This is a genomic window from Cupriavidus sp. NPDC089707, assembly GCF_044748965.1.
Lineage (GTDB): Bacteria > Pseudomonadota > Gammaproteobacteria > Burkholderiales > Burkholderiaceae > Cupriavidus.
The window spans coordinates 34,447-53,752 of record NZ_JBIVHB010000009.1 but is presented as its reverse complement, the minus strand read 5'-3'; the positions used below and the strand labels follow the sequence as shown (position 1 = coordinate 53,752).

The 19,306-nt window shown below is 65.5% G+C and carries 11 protein-coding genes and 2 pseudogenes; 4 read left to right on the top strand and 9 right to left on the bottom strand.

The annotated features are described in order from the left end of the window. Window positions 1–30: 30 nt before the first annotated feature. A complete protein-coding gene (locus ACIP1U_RS16470; protein ID WP_400316714.1) occupies window positions 31–4,122 on the bottom strand; it encodes a DUF748 domain-containing protein in 4,092 nt (1,363 codons plus the stop codon). 146 nt (window positions 4,123–4,268) lie between these two features. On the opposite strand from ACIP1U_RS16470, the pseudogene ACIP1U_RS16465 reads away from it, so the two are divergent. After that, window positions 4,269–4,379 (top strand): annotated as a pseudogene (locus tag ACIP1U_RS16465) (recombinase XerD); the annotation flags it as partial. Window positions 4,380–4,873: 494 nt separating this feature from the next. Here the strand turns inward: ACIP1U_RS16465 and ACIP1U_RS16460 are convergent. From ACIP1U_RS16460 to ACIP1U_RS16425, 8 genes and pseudogenes are all read right to left on the bottom strand, one after another. After that, a complete protein-coding gene (locus ACIP1U_RS16460) occupies window positions 4,874–5,638 on the bottom strand; it encodes a 2-keto-4-pentenoate hydratase (protein ID WP_400316712.1) in 765 nt (254 codons plus the stop codon). Next, window positions 5,635–7,065, bottom strand: coding sequence for an amidase (locus tag ACIP1U_RS16455; protein WP_400316711.1), 1,431 nt, complete (start codon window positions 7,063–7,065; stop codon window positions 5,635–5,637). The genes ACIP1U_RS16460 and ACIP1U_RS16455 overlap by 4 nt, the downstream gene beginning before the upstream one ends. A 26-nt stretch (window positions 7,066–7,091) precedes the next feature. Then, the gene (locus tag ACIP1U_RS16450) at window positions 7,092–8,174 is read right to left on the bottom strand and encodes a TRAP transporter substrate-binding protein (protein ID WP_400316709.1); all 1,083 of its coding nucleotides are present in this window, start codon (window positions 8,172–8,174) and stop codon (window positions 7,092–7,094) included. 16 nt (window positions 8,175–8,190) lie between these two features. Continuing rightward, window positions 8,191–9,498, bottom strand: coding sequence for a TRAP transporter large permease (locus ACIP1U_RS16445; RefSeq protein ID WP_400316707.1), 1,308 nt, complete (start codon window positions 9,496–9,498; stop codon window positions 8,191–8,193). Beyond that, the gene (locus ACIP1U_RS16440) at window positions 9,495–10,154 is read right to left on the bottom strand and encodes a TRAP transporter small permease subunit (protein WP_400316705.1); all 660 of its coding nucleotides are present in this window, start codon (window positions 10,152–10,154) and stop codon (window positions 9,495–9,497) included. The genes ACIP1U_RS16445 and ACIP1U_RS16440 overlap by 4 nt, the downstream gene beginning before the upstream one ends. A 100-nt stretch (window positions 10,155–10,254) precedes the next feature. Further along, window positions 10,255–11,208, bottom strand: coding sequence for an IclR family transcriptional regulator (locus tag ACIP1U_RS16435; protein WP_400316703.1), 954 nt, complete (start codon window positions 11,206–11,208; stop codon window positions 10,255–10,257). Between the two features lie 617 nt (window positions 11,209–11,825). Next, window positions 11,826–12,632, bottom strand: a complete 807-nt coding sequence (locus ACIP1U_RS16430; protein WP_400316701.1) for an oxidoreductase — start codon at window positions 12,630–12,632, stop codon at window positions 11,826–11,828. Between the two features lie 91 nt (window positions 12,633–12,723). Further along, window positions 12,724–14,185, bottom strand: a pseudogene (locus tag ACIP1U_RS16425) (efflux transporter outer membrane subunit). A gap of 86 nt (window positions 14,186–14,271) precedes the next feature. Here ACIP1U_RS16425 and ACIP1U_RS16420 point away from each other — a divergent pair. From ACIP1U_RS16420 to ACIP1U_RS16410, 3 genes are all read left to right on the top strand, one after another. Next, complete coding sequence (locus tag ACIP1U_RS16420; RefSeq protein ID WP_400316699.1) at window positions 14,272–14,886, top strand: TetR/AcrR family transcriptional regulator; 615 nt, start codon at window positions 14,272–14,274, stop codon at window positions 14,884–14,886. A gap of 87 nt (window positions 14,887–14,973) precedes the next feature. Beyond that, a complete protein-coding gene (locus ACIP1U_RS16415) occupies window positions 14,974–16,089 on the top strand; it encodes an efflux RND transporter periplasmic adaptor subunit (protein ID WP_400316697.1) in 1,116 nt (371 codons plus the stop codon). Next, window positions 16,086–19,208 carry an efflux RND transporter permease subunit gene (locus tag ACIP1U_RS16410; protein ID WP_400316696.1) on the top strand — a complete coding sequence of 1,041 codons (3,123 nt, stop codon included), beginning with the start codon at window positions 16,086–16,088 and terminating at the stop codon, window positions 19,206–19,208. The genes ACIP1U_RS16415 and ACIP1U_RS16410 overlap by 4 nt, the downstream gene beginning before the upstream one ends. The last annotated feature ends 98 nt before the right edge of the window (window positions 19,209–19,306 follow it).

Here is a 19,306-nt window from a genome sequence, read left to right as displayed (position 1 = left end):
GCACCGTGACAGGCGCCGCCGGCAACCCGGCTACTGGCGGATCGAGAAGTCCACCCGGTTCGGCGCCCCCTTGTCCTTGATGCCCTCGGCCGTGAGCTTGGGCGCGGTGAGGAATAGCCGGCTCTCCGGCACCTTGCCTTCGCGCTCCAGAGACTGCTTGACCACCAGCGCGCGCTGCTCGGCAAGCCGCTTCAGGTCGGCGTCGGAGACAGTGGCGTTGGCCATCAGCAGCTTCTCCATTTCCTCGGGCGGGAGCGACTTGGCAAAGCCGACGAAATTGCGCGGCTTCTTCATCGAGGTGCGCTTGTAGACCTCTTCCAGGTACTTCGGGTATTCCTGCTTCGAAACCTTGACCTCGGCGCCCTGCTCGCCAGACTCGTCATCGCCAGCCTCGGCGCCGTTCTGCGCGCTGTTGCGAAGGTCGCGCCGCTTCTGTTCGGCCACGCGCGCATCCAGCCACGCGCGACGCGCGCCGGCCTCGTCGGTGGCCGGGTCGATGCGGCCGCTGATTTCCAGCCGCAGCGAAGGCCGGTCGTTCAGCGCCTGGCCGAGCTTGCCGATCTTGTCCTTCGCCGCCGGCGACAGCGTCGACGTGCCGGGCGCGAACTCGACATAGCCGAGTTCTTCGCCACTGCCGCCGAAGGCCGACGCGATCAGCGAAAACGGCGAAGTGATCGCTTTGGTCAGCAGGTTGACGATCACGCGCACGATCACGCCGCCAATGCTGAACTCCGGGTCCGACAGCGAGCCGGAGACCGGCAGGTTCACGTCGATCACGCCATTGCGGTCCTTCAGCAGCGACACCGCCAGCAGCACCGGCAGCTTGGTGGCGTCCGGGCTGTCGACGCGCTCGCCGAAGGTGAGCTGGTCGAGGAACAGGTGGTTACGCGCATCGAGCTTGCCGTTCTCGATCTTGTACGCGACGTCGACGGTCAGCTTGCCCTTGGTGATCGGGTAGCCGGCATACTTGGCCGCGTACGGCGTCAGCCGCGTCAGCTCCACCCCCGAAGCCTTGGCGGCAATGTCCAGGAACAGCTGCTCGCCCAGCGGGTTGAGCTTGCCGCTGATGGTGACCGGCGCGTCGTCGTCGATGCGGCCGTCGAGCACCAGGTCGGCCGGCGCGGGATCGCCCGACGACACCTTGGACACCGAGCCTTTCATGCCGGTCAGGTTGGCTGTGTAGTTCGGCTTGACGAAGAAATCCGAGAAATTGATGTTGCCCTGGTTCACCGACACACCACCGATGCGGATCTGCGGCTTGGGCCCGCCCGGCTTCTGCTCGACCTGCGCGGTGCGCGTGTCGCCGGCCTGCACCGGCGGCGCTGCCGGCGCCGAGGCCGGGTTGGCCTGCGTCAGGCTGGTGGAGGGCGCTGCCTCGCCCTTGGCCGCGCCGCCCGCCATCACGTCCTGCAGGTTCAGGCGGCCGTTGGCGTTCAGGATCACGCGCGCATAGAAATCGGACAGCGCGATATTGCCCAGGCTGACGCGCATCGGCCCCTTGCTCTCGTCCATCGCGAAATCGATGCCCGACACCGCGAGCGAGCGCCAGCGCAGGAAGTCTTCGCCGCTGACGCGGTCGACCGTACGGACGTTGCCGGCCAGCACGTTGCCGGCAAAGTACGCGGCGATCGGCTTGCCGCTGGGGGCATCGACATTGAGCTTGCCCTTGACGGTCAGCGTGCCGCTGCGCAGCGCCGCATTGAGGCGGTCGGCCAGGTACGGCTGCAGTGGCCCCACTTCCACCTGGCGCAGGTCCAGCTGCAGGCGGCTCGCCGGCATGGCGGGCAATACGGTGCCGTCGATGCCGATCACGCCGCGCCGGCCGGATTCGGCATGCAGCTTCACCGGCACCGCCGCCGGCGTCAGCGGCCAGGCAATGGCGCCGGTGCTGAGCTCGATATTGCGGAACTGGTGGATTACCGGGCGGCCGCGGTTGGCTTCGGCCGGCTGGTAGTCCGCCACGCGCGCATTGCCGCCGTCCACGGCGATCTTGCCGATCTTGGCCTGCCAGCCACCTGCTGCGGCACTGCCGCTTCTGCCGCTTCTGCCATTGGTGCCATGGGTGCCATGGGTGCCATGGGTGCCATGGGTGCCATTCGTGGCGTTGGTGGCATTCGTGGCATTCGCAGCGGGGGCCGGTGCCTTGCGCGGCGTGGCGCGCGCCTGCTGGGCCGACTCGCTGGCCCACAGCCGCGCCATTTCGAGCAGTTGGCCGCTGTGGTCGCGCGTGGCCGCGATCTGCGGCTGCGCCAGCGTCACCTGGCTGGTCTCGAAGGTCTGGCGTGCGAGGTCGAGCTGGATATCGTCGAGCACCAGCTTCTCGGCACGCAGCAGCGGCAAGTTGGCGCCTGCACGGTCGGCGTCGGCGCGCTCGCGCGCACGGCGGCTGGCACGCCGCGGGGCCTGCGCCGCCGCTTCCGTCGCGGTGTTGGCGGTGGCGGCGGTGGCGGCGGGCATAGCCGGCATCACTACCGGATCGCGCGTGGCGACATAGAGCGGCGCCAGTTCCACCCGGGATTTTTCCAGCACGAACTGGAATTGCGGCGCGGCCCACGACATGCGGTAGTGCAGCTCGGCATTGACCGCGGTCTCGCCGAACTGGCTGCGCAACTCGCGCGGCCACCATGCGGCGAAACCCTGTGGCCGCAGCCCCGTGGTCTCGAGCGTGCCGGCCAGCGTGCCGTCGCGCAGCAGCAGGTCGCCGGTATGGTGCAGGGTCTGGCCGTCGGCCACGGTCAGGGTGGCGTCGATATGCGCCGGCTTGTCGCCTTCGGTGCCGGCAAAGCCCTTGACCTCGGCGTCGAGCGGGCCGAGCGCCAGCTTGCCCGGGCCCGACGGGGCCAGCGCGTCTTCAAACCCGAAGCTGGCCTGCTTTACCACGATGCGGTCAACCGCATAGCGCCACGGCTGGTCCTTGGGCGCGGGGCCGGCCGGCGCGGCTTGCGCGGAAGAAGCCGAAGGCGGAGCGGCAGGCGCAGACGCCGCCGGGGCCGGCGTTGGAGCCGGGGCTGGCGCCACGCCGTCGGTCGACTTGCTTACCGTCTGCGGCAGGAATGCTGTCGCAAGGTTCAGCGTGCCGTCGGCGCGCCGCACGGCTTGCACCCCCAGCCCTTCGATTTCCACGCTGCGCAGCTGGGCCTGGTGCGCCAGCGGCTCGATCCGGGCGATGTCCAGCGCCAGCCGGCCGCTTTTTACCAGCGGCTGGCCGGCGCGCGTGCGGATATCGGCATCGCGCAGCGCGGCGGTGCCCATCAGCAGCATTTCCTGCGTGTCTTTCTGCTGGCGGAACGCCACCGTCAGGCGCGTATCGAGCTTGCCGGACTTGACCTCGGCATCGCGCAGCGGCGGCGCGAAAGCCATGAAGCGCGTCACGTCGAGCCCGTCGAGGTTCACATTGAGCCGGGTCTGGCGTGAATCGGCGAACGGCAGCACCTCGCCGTCGAGCGCCAGCGGCGTGCCGTTGACCTGGGCGCTCAGTGTCGGCCGCGTGACGATTTCGACGTCGTGCGGCAGGTTAGACAGGAACGGCAGCGTCAGCGTCAGGTGGTCGACCCGCAGGCTGGTGTCGAGCAACTTGTCGTCATAGCTGAAGCTGCTGCCAGTCACGGCAATATTGTTGACCGAGAAGCGCGCAGGCTTGGCATCGGCCGGCTTGGGCGGCATCGCCGCGAATTTTTCCTGGACATCGGCAAAGCTCATGCGGCCGTCGGCGCCGCGCGCCACGCGCACGGCGAGGCGGTCGACGTGCAGGTTGTCCACCACCGGGGCAAGGTGCCAGACCGATGCCAGCGAAGTATTGGCCTCGACCTCGCCCAGCGTCAGCGCGGGCGTCTTGCCGTCGCGCTCGAAAACCGTCAGTTCGGACAGCGTGGCGGCCAACTCGAATGGCCGCACGTGCGCCTTGCCTAGCGTGACCTTGCGCCCCAGCGCTTCAGTCGCGTTCTTTTCGATCAGGTATTTGAGCAGCGGCGGTCCGCCGAAATAGCCCGCCAGCCCGAACACCGCGAGCGTGGCGACCACGCCACCGACAAGGCGGGTTGCCAGCCGGCCGCGCGGTGTAGCGGCCACTGCCTGAATGGATTGCTTGAATTCCATGTCGTCCCAGAAAATCTGACCCCGCATTCCGACGTTACACGCTTCTTTGTGCCCCGGGTTTCACTTTTTCGTCGACATTATGGCAACGGTTTCGGACAAAGCAAAGAAAGTCATCAGAATTGCGGCGTCAACGCCAAAATCGCCGATCTGGTATCTTTACGGCCTTTGCGAATCGGTATGTCAGGGATAATTTTGGGCACAGCTCAATCTCGACCACGAGCGGTTACCTGCACAGCGAGGAGGATGCGCGGCACCGAGCTACGCAGGAGCGGCATCGGATCGGTTCATCGCTTTTTGGAGGGCACCCGACACGTTGCCACATGGGTTGCCACCGCGCGGATGACTGCTGCTGCCACAGGAAACCGCGCTGGATGGTGTCGACCGCAGATCGCGATCCGCTCAAGATTTCTCGCGACAGGCTGCAGGCATCGATCGTGGAAGAGCTGGCCAACCGCTTCCGGCTCGGTGTTTAGCGAGCTCGCGTTGCTGATGGATTTTAACGGATCGCACGGCCGCCGCGGTACTCATGGAGCTGCGCAGTGATCTACGGCTGCAGCCTCCGTATTGGTGGCCCACCGGCGTGTGCGACGCGCTGGTCACCGTTGATGCCTGTGTCGCCCGGTTGGCCCAAGCAGAGGCCCTCAGACTCGGCTCAATAGCCAGGCCGACAGCAAGTCAGCAGCAGTCACCCGTGATGGCGATCACGGTTTTTCCGGGTTGGGGACCCCTGAGGCGGACCTGGCGTCGCCCGCGTCAGCACCTGGCGTACCCAGATGACCTAGAACCGCACCGTCACCGTCCCCAGCCCTTCAATTGCACCGCTGACGCGGCTTCCCGCAGAGGCAAGCAGCAGCCCAGTGCAGGTACCGGTAGTCACCACCTGCCCGGCCTTCAACCCGACGCCGCGCGCCGCGCAGTGGTTGGCCAGCCAGACCAGCAGCGCACCGATGTCCGGGCTCTGGTGCCCGCCAATCGTATGGGCGACGGTCCGCCGGCCAAAACGCAGCGTGGCTTCCAGCGCGCCCAGGTGCAGCCAGTCGCGCGTGAACACCCTTGGGCGTCCCATCACAAGTGCGCCATGGCTGAGCAGGTCTGCCAACTGCGCGTCGCGTCCGGCCCCCAGCCAGTCTTCCAGGCGGCTTTCCACGATTTCAATCGCCGGCACCACATGGGCGAGCGCGGCCTCGATATCGTGGTGCGTGTAGGGCTTGTCGCGCGGCGGCAGGCTGGCGCCGAGCACGAAAGCGACTTCGACCTCGATGCCGCGCAAGCGCCAGCCCGACCCCTGCAGGGCCACGCCATGCGGCAGCAGCCCGGCTGCCGGCAGCGGCGCGCAGGTGGGCTCCTGGCCAGGCCCGCCCGCGCCGACCTTCCAGCCGCCAACTGGGCCGATCCTGGCAAGCGTGGCGTCCTGCACGGCGTAGCTGCCGTCGCGGGCGAGCGCGCCCAACAGCGCCGGATCGACCCGCTCGCCCAGCTCGCGCGCGCCGCAGAGCAGCTGCGCAAGCGCGGCCGGCGTGCCGGGCGCAACGAGGGTCGTCATAGGCCGTCCCCGTCCAGTGGGAATCCAGGCTGAGTCGGGAACGCCTGCTCGAACTGGCGGGCAATGGCCAGCAGCAGCGCGTCTTCGGCCGGTGCGGCCACCAGCTGGATGCCAACTGGCAAACCTTCCGCAAAGCCGCACGGCAGCGCAATCGCGGGCAGCCCGGCTGCATTGGCGAAGGCGGTAAAGACCGCATGGCCACGAGGCCCCACCTCACGGCCCGCAATGACCGGCGGGTGCGTCTGCGCGGCCGGCCATGGCAATGCGGCTGCGGCTGGCGTCAGCAGCAGGTCGTAGCGATCGAACAGTAAGGAGAGCTCGGCGCGCATGCGCTCCACGGCCATCAGCAAGTCAAACAGCTGCACGGCGCGCAGGTCTGCGCCTGCCGACACATTGGCCTGCGCGGCCGTATCGAACGTGCCCGCATCGAGCCGCGGGCAGAACGGCAATTGCCGGCCGCCCTGCTCCACCAGCCACGCCAGGCCGGTCTGCGACAACAGCGACCACTTTTCATTGACCTCTTCGGCCAGCGTAAAAGCTTGCGCGGTTTCCACCGTGTGGCCCAGCGCGCGCAGTCCCTGTGCTGCCTCCTCAGTCCGGCCAGCGATGCACGCATCCACGGGATGGTCGCCAAAGCGCGGCACGTACAGGACGCGGCAGGGCCGCGGCGGCAGCTGCAGCGGCACGTCGGCAAAGCGCCGCGAATCGGGATCGCGCGGGTCGAAATCGCCCAGCGCTTCGGCCATGGCCATCGCGTCGGCCATGCAGCGGGCCAGCGGGCCGACTACCTCATAGCGCATGAATATCTCGGGCAACCCGCCGCCGCGCGGCAGGCGACCGGGCGATGGCTTGAAGCCCACCAGCCCGGTATGCGAGGCTGGGCGCCGGATCGAACCGCCGCCGTCGGTGCCCAGCGCAAGCGGGCTGCAACCGGATGCCACCGCGGCAACGGCGCCGCCGGAGGACCCGCCCGGCGTCAGGGCCGGCTGCCACGGGTTGCCGCTCGTGCCGAAGACCAGGTTGTCGGTATAGCCCTGCATGGCGAACTCAGGCACATTGGTCTTGCCGAAGATCAGCGCCCCGGCGGCGCGCAGGCGCGCCACCGGCAGTTCGTCGCTGTCCGGGACGAAACCCGCCAGCGCGCGGCTGCCCCAATGCGTAGGCATGCCGCGCACGTGCAGGTTGTCCTTGACGGTGATCGGCACGCCGTCGAGCGCGCCAAGCGGCGCGCCGCGGCGCCAGCGCGCGGTGCTCTCCCGCGCCGCCGCCATGGCGCCTTCAACGTCGAGTGCGATCACCGCGTTCAGCACCGGATTGCATTGCGCTGTGCGCGCCAGGCAGGCCTCCAGCGCCTGCTGCGGGGTGAAGCGGCCGGCGGCGTAGCCGTTGGCAAGCTTATGTGCCGGCAGTTTCCAAAGATCGTCCATGGTCATCTCCGCCGCGCCCTGCGTCGTCACTTGAGCCCGATCAGCGGCCCGATGGTCTGCTTCCAGATGGCCGAGCACTGCGGGTAGGACTTGTCGCAGACATCGGTCCAAGTCGGCAGCGAGACCGTGGTCAGGGCATCGCGGACCAGTTGCAGGTCGGCAGCACGCACGGGCACTTCCTTCATGGAGAACTTCTTGCCGGTCTTGCACGGCTCCTTGCCGACGTTGCAGCGTGAAGCATCCTCGAACAGCTCGCGCGAATAGGCCCAGGTATCGCGCTCGAAACGCTGGAAGACCTCGGCCAGGCGCGCCTGCTGCTCGGGCGGCAACGCGTTCCACCGACTGAGCTTGATGGCGTAGGCATTGAGCGCGATTTGGAAGCCGACCGGCATGAAGTACGAAGTGACCTCGGGCCAGCCCGCCGTGTTCGCCGAGCTGGGCCCGGTGATCGCGCAGTCGGTGACGCCGCGCTCGAGTGCCTGCTGGGTCTCGCCAAAAGGTATCGTCACCGGAATGCCGCCAAGCTTCTCGATGAACTTGGCGAGCGACTGGTCATAGACGCGCACCTTCTTGCCCTTCAGGTCGGCCAGGCCGCCGATCTGCGTCTTGCAGAAGACCACCTGCGGCCCGAACGGCCAGATTCCCAGCAACTTGGCGCCGTAGCGTTCCTGCAAGCGCTTGTCGAATGCATTGCGGTACGCGTCCACGGCCTTGGCTGCGGCGCCGTAGTCGGTGCTCAGGCCAACGATATCGGGGCCGAGGAAGAAGGGCTCGTCGCGCGAGACCTGGGCCAGGCGCAGGCTGACGATGTCGAACAGCCCGGAGCGCAGCACGCGCAAGCCGTCTGCATCCTTAATGCCGAGCACATCCATGGGCTTGTAGTCGGCATCGAGCGGCAGCCCGGTATTTTTGGCGAAGTTCTCGAAGAAGGGCTGCTCCTTGTTCTGCTGGATCAGGCCCGTCGCCACGAGGTTGCCCGCTACGCGCAGCTTCGTGTGCTGGGCCGGTTGCGTGGCCTGTGCCTGGGCAGTGCCCGGCAGCAACGTGCCGGCAATGCAGGCAACGTGGGCGGCCGCGATCAGCGCGCCGGCGATTCGTTTGGCTTTCATGGGGAGTTCCTTGCAGTCATTGGCCGAACATCAAGTTGGGCAAGTAGGTGGCAATTGCCGGGAAATGGATCAGCACGGCGGTCATCACCACCATGGCGGCAAAGAACGGCAGCGTGCCCTGGAAGACTTCATTGATCGATCCTTCGCCACGCACGCCCTGGATCACGTAGAGGGTCATGCCGATCGGCGGGCTGATCAGCGACATCTCGCACATCAGCACCATGAACACGCCGAAGAACACGGGGTCGATGCCGGCCGCCTGCACAATGGGGAATACCACCGGCACTGTGCCGACCAGCATCGGCATCGTCTCCAGCGCAATACCCAGCACCAGGTAGAGGACCGCCAGCAGCCACAGCAGCACCGCTGGCGACACGTCCACCTGCTTCATCAGGCCGGCCAGCGCCTGCGGCACGCCCAGCATGGACAGCACGAAGTTCAGGTAGAGCGCGGCCACCAGGATCAGCGCCGTCATCGAGGTCAGGCGCAGCGTGGAGCGGAAGCATTCGTGCAGCATGGCGACGCTGAGCTTGCCATAGGCCGCCGCCACCGGCAGGCAAACCAGCACGCCGAGCGCGGCGCTCTCGGTGACCGTGGCCCAGCCGGTGTAGATGCTGCCCATCACCACGGCAAACACCAGCAGCGGACCCGCCAGGTGGCGCGTATTGTTTAACCTGGCGAGCAGCGCGACGCGGGCCTCGCGCGGGCCGCCCGCCTCGGGCTTCCACAGGCAGATCAGCAGGATCGTGGCCAGAAACAGCACCGTCATGATGGCGCCGGGCAGCACGCCCGCGACATACAGCCGCGCCGCCGACGTATTGGTCATCGAACCGTAGATGATGAACGCCACGCCGGGCGGGATCAGGTTGCCCAGGCTCGCGCCGGCGGCGATCGAGCCCAGCACCATGCGCTGGTCGTAGCCGCGGTTGCGAAAGGAAGGCAGCGCGACCGTGGAGATGGTGGCGGCAGTGGCCACCGAGGAGCCGGACACCGCAGAGAACAACGCCGAGGCGCCGATATTGGTATGCAACAGACCGCCCGGCAGCCGGTTCAGCCAGTCGCCAAGGGACTGATACATCTTGTCCGTGGCGCCGCCGCGCATCAGGATCTCCCCGAGCAGGATATACAGCGGGATCGACAGTAACAGGTAGTCTTCGCCGGCGGCCCACAGCTGTTCGCCGACCGCATCGATGGCGGGCATGCCGAAATGGAGCAGCGCCCCGACCACGCCCACCACCAGCATGCTGCTGGCCACATGGAAGCCGAGAAACATCAGCCCCATCATCAGGAACAGCCCGATCAGAATTTCCATGGCGCCGATCATGCTGCGACTCCTTCACTCTTGCCTCCAGCCTTGTCCTGGCCCGTGGCGGCAGCTCCGGGCGGCGCGGTGGCGACGCGGATATCCGCCTCCGCCTCAATCTCCTCGGCCAGGGTCTGGGGCCCGAACTGGCTGTTCAGCCGGACCCAATCGCGCCGCACCAGCAGTTGCAAGGCGTGCCATGCCGCGCTGGCTGCCACCAGGGCAAACAGGGCGTAGCCGGCCAGCCACAGCGCCTGGGGCATCCACAGGGGCGTGGCCAGCGGCGTGGACGCAGTGCTGTGCAGGTCGATGGTGTCCGCCAGCACGTGGCCGCCGCGCCAGACGCAAAGTCCGACCATGGCGGTCAGGCTCAGCATCGCCAGCAGGTTCAGCACCGCCTGCACCTTGACGGGAAAGCGCGTCATCAGGAAGTCCACACGGGTATGGCCGCGCGTGACCAGTGTGTAGGCAAATCCGAATGCGCCGAGGATGGCGTAGGTATAGCCACCGATCTCATCGATGCCCTGCAGGCTGAAGCCGCCCAGCTTGCGCCCCAGCATTTCGACGCAGGTCGCGACCGACAGCACGATCAGCCACCATCCGCACAGAATGGCGATGCGGTCAATGCCGGCGGTAAGTCGTCGGCTCCAGGGCGTATCGGCGAGTAGTGTCTTCATGATGCGCGGGTGTCGTAGCGTTCCTTACATTGAAGCGCATGACTGAACCCGCGCGGCGGCTTTCCCGCAGGCCGGAAAGTCTTGAATTAATCCTTATGAATCAAGGACTTTCCGGTGCAGCAGCATGGAAATGCATGGGCAAGGCAGGCATTGGCTGCGGGCAGGGCACACTGGTGCAGCGCCCGCCGTAGGCGGCGCTGATCTCCGCGGCAGCCCAGCGCACCCACGCGCCAAGCTCATCGAAGCGTGCGCGCACGATGCGCTGGCTGGACCCCGCCAGCGAGACCGCGGCAAAGGGCCGGCCGTGCTCGTCGTAGACGGCGGCGGCAATGCAGCACAGGCCGACCGCATTCTGTTCGTCGTCCACCGCATAGCCGCGCCGGCGCACTTCGGCCAGCGTCTCGTGCAGGCGCGAGGGACGAGCGATGGTGTTGTTGGTCAGGCGCGGCAGGCCGAAGGTGCGCAGGTATTGCAGCACGTCAGGTTCGCTCTTGGCAGCCAGCACCGCCTGGCCCATGGCGGTGCCATGCAGCGGCGCGCGCTGTCCTGGCCTGGCCAGCGCATGGCTGCCATTGCGGCCCTCCACCTGGCAGGCAAAGACGATCTGCCCTTCACTGGCCACGCCCAGGTTGATGGTCTCGCCGGACAGGGCGCTCAGGCGATGCATCACCGGCAGCGCGAGTTCGCTGATACGCCGCCGGCGGGCAAAAGCAGTGCCCACCGCGAAGCAACGCACCCCGACGTACCATAGACTGCGCTCGCGATCGAACTGGACAAACTGGCGCTGCTCCAGCGTGGTCAGCAGACGATGGACGGTGGATGTCGACAGGCCGCTGCGCGCAGCCAGATCCACTAGCCGGTAACCCTCGTCGTCGTCGGACAGCAGCTCGATCAGCTGGAGCGCACGCGTGAGCGACTGCACCGTGCTGTCGCCGTCCCGGCACTCCCGCCCCTCCCTTGGAGAAGGATCGGCCGTAGCCGCCGGCGCCACTGGCGCGGCACGCACCGCGCCCTCCTTCCTGGCCTCCCTGGCCCTGATCGTGGAGCTTGCCATGTGATTCCCCCTTGCTTGCGTTGCCGCACGCGGAGGCAAGTTCCGGGCCATTGTCCCGGCGGAGACATGGCCCGAGCCCGGCGAGCGCCGTGCGGATTGCCCGCACCGCCGCAGTGCCGCCTGCATGCGCTCCGCCCCAACTCGGCCCGCCCCCCCCACCCGACTTTAGTGCACACAATTTTGTACAAGCCTTTAATCATTAAGGATATCTCGGCCTCCGGCGGGAACACGAAGAGGGAAATCCCTTGTTTCGCTGGCTTGCATCTTGTGGGATGACAGTCGTCGTCGGCATACAAAAGTGGCGCCGAGGCCTGACATCGTTGAGACTGGGAGGTGGTGTTCGGCTAGTTGGCGGGCCCTTGCCGCGCGGGTATCAGCTTCCAACAGCTTGCAGGCACGCGAGGATAGCCGACATCGCGGTTGCAGATCGCTTCTATGGGAATGGTTTGTCAAGTAGAGGCATACCCAGAATACTGGCCAAGGTGATGCGGTGTTGATCTGTGCATTGGGCAAAGCCGGAGCAATCGTGGCAGAGGCCGCGGTTATTGAGCTGTCAGGATTCGTCATGGGGCTTCTTCCGATGATGTGTGCGCCGGAACTGTTTCTGGTAACGCGCTTCAGGACAGCCCGAACGTCTTCCGCAAACTTGCATCGACCGGGCCTGCCGGCATGAAACGGCGCAACTTGCTCAGAAGGAAGGCCTCGCCTTTGGGTGTACGGCGCATCTCCCACGCACCGAGGGCGGCATCGACCACTGTGCTAGCGACGCCATCGGGTTCCGGTGCTTTTTGGACACTTTTCTGGATAGCCTGCGAAACGACGCTGCGCTCGTCGTCGTAGGCGGATAGCTGGGAAGCCGTATGGGGCGCGTTGATATCCAGGCTGGTCTTGATGAATGAAGGTTCGACAAGCACCACACGGATGCCGAACTTGCGCACCTCGTGGTCCAGCGTCTCGGACATTCCCTCCACGGCATGTTTGGACGCCGAATAGAGACTCATGTACGGCGCCGGCAGAAAGCCGAGCACCGAGCTAACGTTGATGATTCTTCCCGACCGTTGCGCGCGCATGTGCGGCAATACGGCTTGCGTGGTGCGCAAGATGCCGAACACATTGGTGTCGAACAGCGCCTGCGCTTCGGCGATCGACGTTTCTTCGGTCGCGCCGAGCAACGTCACGCCGGCACTATTGACCAGCACATCGATGCGCTTGGCCTGCGCGATGACGGTCTGGATTCCCTGCTGAACCGAAGCTTGATCGCGGATATCCATCTCGACCAGTTCAACGCCCGGTATCGACTGCGCTTTCGCCAGGTTGCGCACGGTGCCGAATACCCGGCAGCCCCGCGACGCAAACTTCGCGGCGGTGGCACGGCCGATGCCCGAAGACACACCGGTAACCACGACAACTTTGGAATTGGACATGGCGATTTCTTTCTGTATGGGTGAATTGGAGCTGCGGTAAATCGGTGGTTGCAATCCCTACCGCCGGATGCGCAGCCTTATGCGTGGGCGACTATTTGCTTGCAACGGCGGTCGCTTCGTCGGGCTGCCAGCCACCGCCCAGCGCCTTGAATGCCGCAACGGCGGCGCGCGCCGATTCCGTTTGGGCCTGTGCGCGCGCGTCTGATGCGCGCAACAGGCTTTCGTCGGCTTGCAGGACTTCGATCAGGCTGACGACGCCTTTTTGATACGCGGCAAATGAAGCATTGCGCGCGCGGCCGAGCGAATCCACGCCTTGTGTAAGCACGGCCGCTTGCTGCTCGCGCTTGACCAGGGCAGAAAAGGCGTTTTCCACGTCTTCCGTGGCGCGCAGCACGGCGAGCCGGTACGCGGCCAGCATCTCCGCCTCCTGGCCTTTGGCCTGATCGATTTGCGCGTTGATACGACCGAAATCGAACAAGCGCCAGCGCAGCCCGAGCACGCCGGCAAATTGACTGGCGCCGCTGCTGAACAGACTGCCGGCTCCCACGGATGTGGCGCTGCCGATCAGGCCGCTAAGCGAGAACTTCGGGTAGTACTCGGCAATGGCGACACCGATGCGCGCGTTGGAAGCGGCTAGGCGGCGCTCGGCGACGATAAGGTCGGGGCGGCGTCTCAGCAATTCGCCCGGCGATCCGCTGATCGCAATTTGCGGAGCGGCCGGGATGCCGCCGCCGTCTGCCAGTTCGGTCCGGTGCGTGCCCGGCAGCGAGCCCAGCATCACGTCCAGTGCGTTCATCGCCGCATCGAGGCCGGCCTCGAGCGGTGGGATGGAAGCGCGAACCTGGGCGAGTGCACCTTCGGCCTGCCGGATCTGAAGCTCGGCCGCCAGTCCCTTGCCGTACAGCAGGTTGACGGTGGAGAGCAATGCCTCTTGCGTCTGCACCTGGTGGCGAGCCACCTTCAGGCGTGTCTGCAATCCCCGGATAGTGATGTAGATATCGGCAGTCTGTGCGGCCACGGCCAGGCGTGTGGCGATAGCGCCTGCCTGGGAGGCCTGGTAGTCGGCAAGTGCCGCCTCGCGGCCACGGCGCAGGCCGCCGAATACGTCCAACTCCCAGCTCGCGCTGACATCGGCCTCAAACGCGTTGCCGTAGCGGTCAAAGCCCCGGGCTCGAATTCAAGACCCGGCCCAGCGGCGTTTCGACGGACTGGTAGATCCTTGCGGCCTGGCCCGTGACATTACCGGATGGCAGTAACGCCGCATTTGCGGCACCAAGGCCGGCCCGCGCTTGCGTAACGCGGGCGAATGCCTGGGCGAGGTCCAAATTTTGTTCCAGCGCGACTTGCACGAACCGCGTCAGTTGCGGATCCGCAAATCCAGCCCACCATGCGATCAGATCCGCTCCAGCGGCGGCTGTCCGCTGTTCAACCGCAGTCTGGCCCTGGAATCGCTCGGGAAGCGGGGCATCCGGCTTCACATAGTCGGGTCCGACGGCGCAGCCGGTTGCCAGGCTGGCAATGAAGATGGCGACAAGGGAGTATTTTGGCAACATAAGCGTCTTCCGTCAGGATAGCTGTGACTATAGTACAAAACAGTCACTAGTTGTTTAACTATCGCGACTCGCGTAAGCTGGAGCCCATGAAGACCACTCCCTACCCCGTTCCCGCCCGCGGCCCGGTGGACCATGACGTGCGGGACCAGATCGTTGCCGCAGCGACCGAGCACTTCAGCCGCTACGGCTACGAGAAGACCGCCGTTTCCGATCTGGCCAAGGCCATCGGTTTTTCCAAGGCCTACATCTACAAGTTCTTCGAGTCCAAGCAGGCCATTGGCGAGATGATCTGCGCCAACTGCCTGCGCGAGATCGAGGCCGACGTCAGCGCTGCCCTGGCCGAGGCCGATTCCCCGCCGGAAAAGCTCCGGCGCATGTTCAAAGCCTCGACGGAGGCCAGCCTCCGGCTGTTCTTCCAGGACCGCAAGCTGTACGAGATTGCCGCCTCGGCGGCAACTGAACGCTGGCAAGCGGTGCTCGCCTACGAAGAACACATTCAGAAGGTGCTGCGCGATGTGCTGCAGGAGGGCCGGGAGACCGGAGACTTCGAGCGCAAGACCCCGCTGGACGAAGCCACAATGGCCATCTACCTGGTCATGCGGCCGTACCTCAATCCGTTGCTTTTGCAGCACAGCTTTGACTACACGGAAGGCGCGCCGGCGCTACTCTCCAGCCTCGTGCTCCGAAGTCTTTCACCCTGACGCGCAGATTTTTTCTTTGTGACCATTGACTAAAATGGTCACACGAACCAGAATGAAAGCCAAGATCAGTTTGTTGATGGGGCTTTCATGCTTTCGCATTGCTTTGTTACCGCTACCGTTATCTGTGCGTTGCCGCTCGCGTTGAGCGCTTGCAGCGAAAAGACCCCTGCCGACCCGCGTACCGAGGCGCCTCTGGTGCGTGCCGCGTTGGTTCAGCCAGTCGCTTTCGCATCCCGGTCATTCACGGGGGTTGTCGCAGCCCGGGTGCAGAGCGACCTCGGGTTCCGCGTGCCCGGCAAGGTGCTGGAGCGGCTCGTGGATGCGGGCCAAACCGTGAAGCGCGGGCAACCGCTCATGCGCATCGATCCCGTCGATCTGAAGCTCGCCGCGCAGGCACAACAAGAAGCCGTGAGCGCTGCGCGGGCACGCGCGCAACAGACGGCGGAAGACGAGGCGCGCTACCGCGATCTGCGTGGAACGGGTGCAGTTTCCGCCTCGGCCTATGACCAGGCCAAGGCTGCGGCGGACGCGGCCAAAGCCCAACTGAGCGCGGCGCAAGCGCAGGCTGACGTTGCGCGTAACGCCAGCCGCTACGCAGAACTCGTTGCCGATGGCGACGGCGTGGTCATGGAAACGCTGGCCGAGCCCGGCCAGGTCGTCACCGCCGGGCAGGCTGTGGTGCGTCTGGCCCATGCGGGCCGCCGCGAAGCGGTTGTCCAGTTGCCGGAAACGCTGCGCCCGGCAATCGGGTCTGTCGCCCAGGCCACGCTTTTCGGCAAGGAAAGCGCGGACGTACCTGCCAAGCTGCGGCAACTTTCGGATGCGGCGGATCGGCTCACCCGCACCTTCGAAGCGCGCTATGTGCTGGACGGTGAGCTGGCCAATGCGCCGCTGGGCGCCACGGTGACGATCCAGATTCCTGATCGGCTTGCCACCGCGCAAGGCGATCTGCAAGTACCGCTGGGCGCCGTCTTCGATGCAGGTAAGGGCCCGGGCGTGTGGGTCATCCAGGGGGATCCGGCCAAGGTTTCGTGGCGGTCCGTCACCATCGTGCGCCTCGGTGACGAAGGCGCCCGGGTTGCGGGCCAAATCAAGCAAGGGGACCGGATCGTCGCGCTTGGCGCACAGTTGCTGCGCGAAGGACAGCAAGTCCGCGTGGCGGGTCAAGGTGCCAGTGCGACCGTCGCGGGGGTGCGCCTGTGAGCCAAGGTCGCTTCAACCTGTCGGCACTCGCCGTGCGCGAGCGGGCCGTCACCCTGTTCCTGATCTGCCTGATTTCTCTGGCAGGACTCATTTCTTTCTTCAAGCTGGGCCGTGCCGAAGACCCGGCATTTACGGTCAAGGTGATGACGATCATCACCGCCTGGCCCGGCGCCACCGCGCAGGAAATGCAGGACCAGGTAGCCGAGAAGATCGAAAAGCGCATGCAGGAGTTGCGCTGGTATGACCGTACAGAAACGTACACCCGGCCCGGCCTGGCGTTCACGACGTTGACGTTGCTCGACAGCACGCCGCCATCGGAAGTCCAGGAAGAGTTCTATCAGGCGCGCAAGAAAGTCAGCGATGAGGTAGTCAACCTTCCGCCCGGCGTGATCGGGCCGATGGTCAATGACGAATATGCGGACGTGACCTTTGCGCTGTTCGCACTCAAGGCGCAGGGCGAGCCGCAACGTGTGCTCGTGCGCGACGCGGAGACACTGCGCCAGCGATTGCTGCACGTGCCTGGCGTGAAGAAGGTCAACATCATCGGCGAGCAGTCGGAACGCATCTATGTCGAGTTTTCGCATGATCGGCTAGCGACGCTGGGCGTGAGTCCACAAGACGTGTTTGCGGCGCTCAACAGCCAGAATGCACTGACGGCTGCGGGCTCGGTGGAAACGAAGGGGCCGCAGGTCTTCATCCGCCTGGACGGCGCATTCGACGCGCTGCAGAAGATTCGCGATACGCCGGTTGTGTCGCAGGGGCGCACGCTGAAGCTGTCGGACATTGCCACGGTCAAGCGTGGCTATGAAGACCCCGCCACCTTCATGGTGCGCAGCGGGGGGCAACCTGCCCTGCTGCTGGGCATCGTCATGCGCGAAGGCTGGAACGGGCTGGACCTGGGCCAGGCGCTGGACAAGGAGGTCGGCACCATCAACGCTGAAATGCCGCTCGGCATAAGCTTGACCAAGGTGACGGACCAGGCGGTCAACATCAGCGCCGCAGTCGACGAGTTCATGCTCAAGTTCTTTGCCGCGCTGTTGGTTGTCATGCTGGTGAGCTTCATCAGCATGGGCTGGCGCGCGGGCCTGGTGGTGGCCGCAGCTGTTCCGCTGACACTGGCCGTGGTGTTCGTGGTGATGGCGGCCACAGGCAAGAACTTCGACCGCATCACCCTCGGATCGTTGATCCTGGCGCTGGGCCTGCTGGTGGACGACGCCATCATTGCTATCGAAATGATGGTGGTGAAGATGGAAGAAGGTTACAGCCGCGTCGCCGCTTCGGCCTATGCGTGGAGCCACACCGCGGCGCCCATGCTGTCGGGGACGCTGGTGACGGCTGTCGGCTTCATGCCCAACGGCTTTGCCCGATCCACTGCGGGTGAATACACCAGCAACATGTTCTGGATCGTGGGCATTGCGTTGATTGCGTCCTGGGTGGTTGCGGTGGTGTTCACGCCTTACCTGGGCGTGAAGATGCTGCCCGACTTCAAGAAGGTGGCGGGCGGCCACGATGCGATCTACGACACGCCGCGCTACAACCGCTTCCGTGCGCTGCTTGGGCGCGTGATTGCGCGCAAATGGCTGGTCGCGGGTTCGGTCGTCGGTCTCTTCGCCGTGGCCATCCTGGGCATGACGGTGGTCAAGAAGCAGTTCTTTCCGATCTCGGATCGGCCCGAAGTACTGGTCGAGCTGCAGATGCCCTATGGTACGTCGATCAACCAGACCAGCGCTGCCACGGCCAAGCTGGAAGCGTGGCTGGCCAAACAGAAGGAGGCCGGGATCGTGACGGCTTACGTTGGCCAGGGCGCGCCGCGCTTCTATCTGGCGATGGGACCGGAACTGCCCGATCCGTCGTTCGCCAAGCTCGTGATCCGCACCGATAGCCAGGAAGAGCGTGACGCATTGAAGCAGCGCCTGCGCCAGGCTATTGCCAACGGTCTTGCCCCCGAGGCGCGCGTTCGGGTCACGCAGCTCGTGTTCGGCCCTTATTCGCCGTTCCCGGTTGCCTACCGCGTGACCGGCCCGGATGCGCAGACGTTGCGTCGCATCGCGGCCGATGTCCAGCAGGTGATGGACGCAAGCCCGATGATGCGCACGGTCAATACCGACTGGGGAATGCGCGTACCCGCGCTGCACTTCACCTTGCAGCAGGACCGCCTGCAGGCTGTGGGGCTGACTTCCAGCGCCGTGGCGCAACAGCTGCAATTCCTGCTCAACGGCATTCCGGTGACGTCAGTGCGCGAGGACATCCGCACCGTGCAGGTGACCGCACGCTCGGCCGGCGACATCCGGCTTGATCCCGCAAAGATCGGCGACTTCACGCTGGCAGGCGCCAACGGGCAGCGCATTCCGCTCTCTCAGGTGGGCAAGATCGATGTGCGCATGGAAGAGCCCATCATCCGCCGGCGCGATCGCATGCCGACCATTACGGTGCGAGGCGACATTGCCGATGGCCTGCAACCGCCCGACGTGTCGACAGCGATCAGCAAGCAGCTTCAGCCGATCATCGAGAAACTGCCCGGCGGATACCGCATTGAACAAGCGGGCTCCATCGAAGAATCGGCCAAGGCGACGAAGGCCATGCTGCCGCTGTTTCCGATCATGCTGGCAGTTACCCTGCTGATTCTCATCTTCCAGGTGCGGTCCATTCCGGCGATGGTGATGGTGTTCCTGACCAGCCCGCTTGGCTTGATTGGCGTGGTGCCCACTTTGATTCTGTTCGGGCAGCCGTTTGGCATCAACGCGCTGGTCGGCCTGATTGCGCTATCGGGCATCCTGATGCGCAACACGCTGATCCTGATCGGGCAGATCCAGCACAACAAAGAGGAAGGGTTGGATCCGTTCAGGGCGGTGGTGGAGGCCACCGTCCAGCGGGCGCGGCCTGTGATTCTCACCGCATTGGCCGCCATCCTGGCCTTCATTCCGCTGACCCATTCGGTGTTCTGGGGCGCACTCGCTTACACGCTCATCGGCGGGACGTTTGCCGGGACGGTTTTGACCCTGGTGTTCCTGCCGGCCATGTATTCCATCTGGTTCAGGATCCGGCCCGGCAACGCGGCCGATGCGCAACACGATCGGCAAGCGGCTGCGCAGTCCGCCGGACAATTGCTGCCCGAGTAGTCTCACCGGCAAGGGCAGGTGCCGAGCACATTGCCCTTGATTCACTTCTCTTGTGCCGAAGTCAGCATGAAAGAGACTCCGCCGGGCGTACTGTAAGC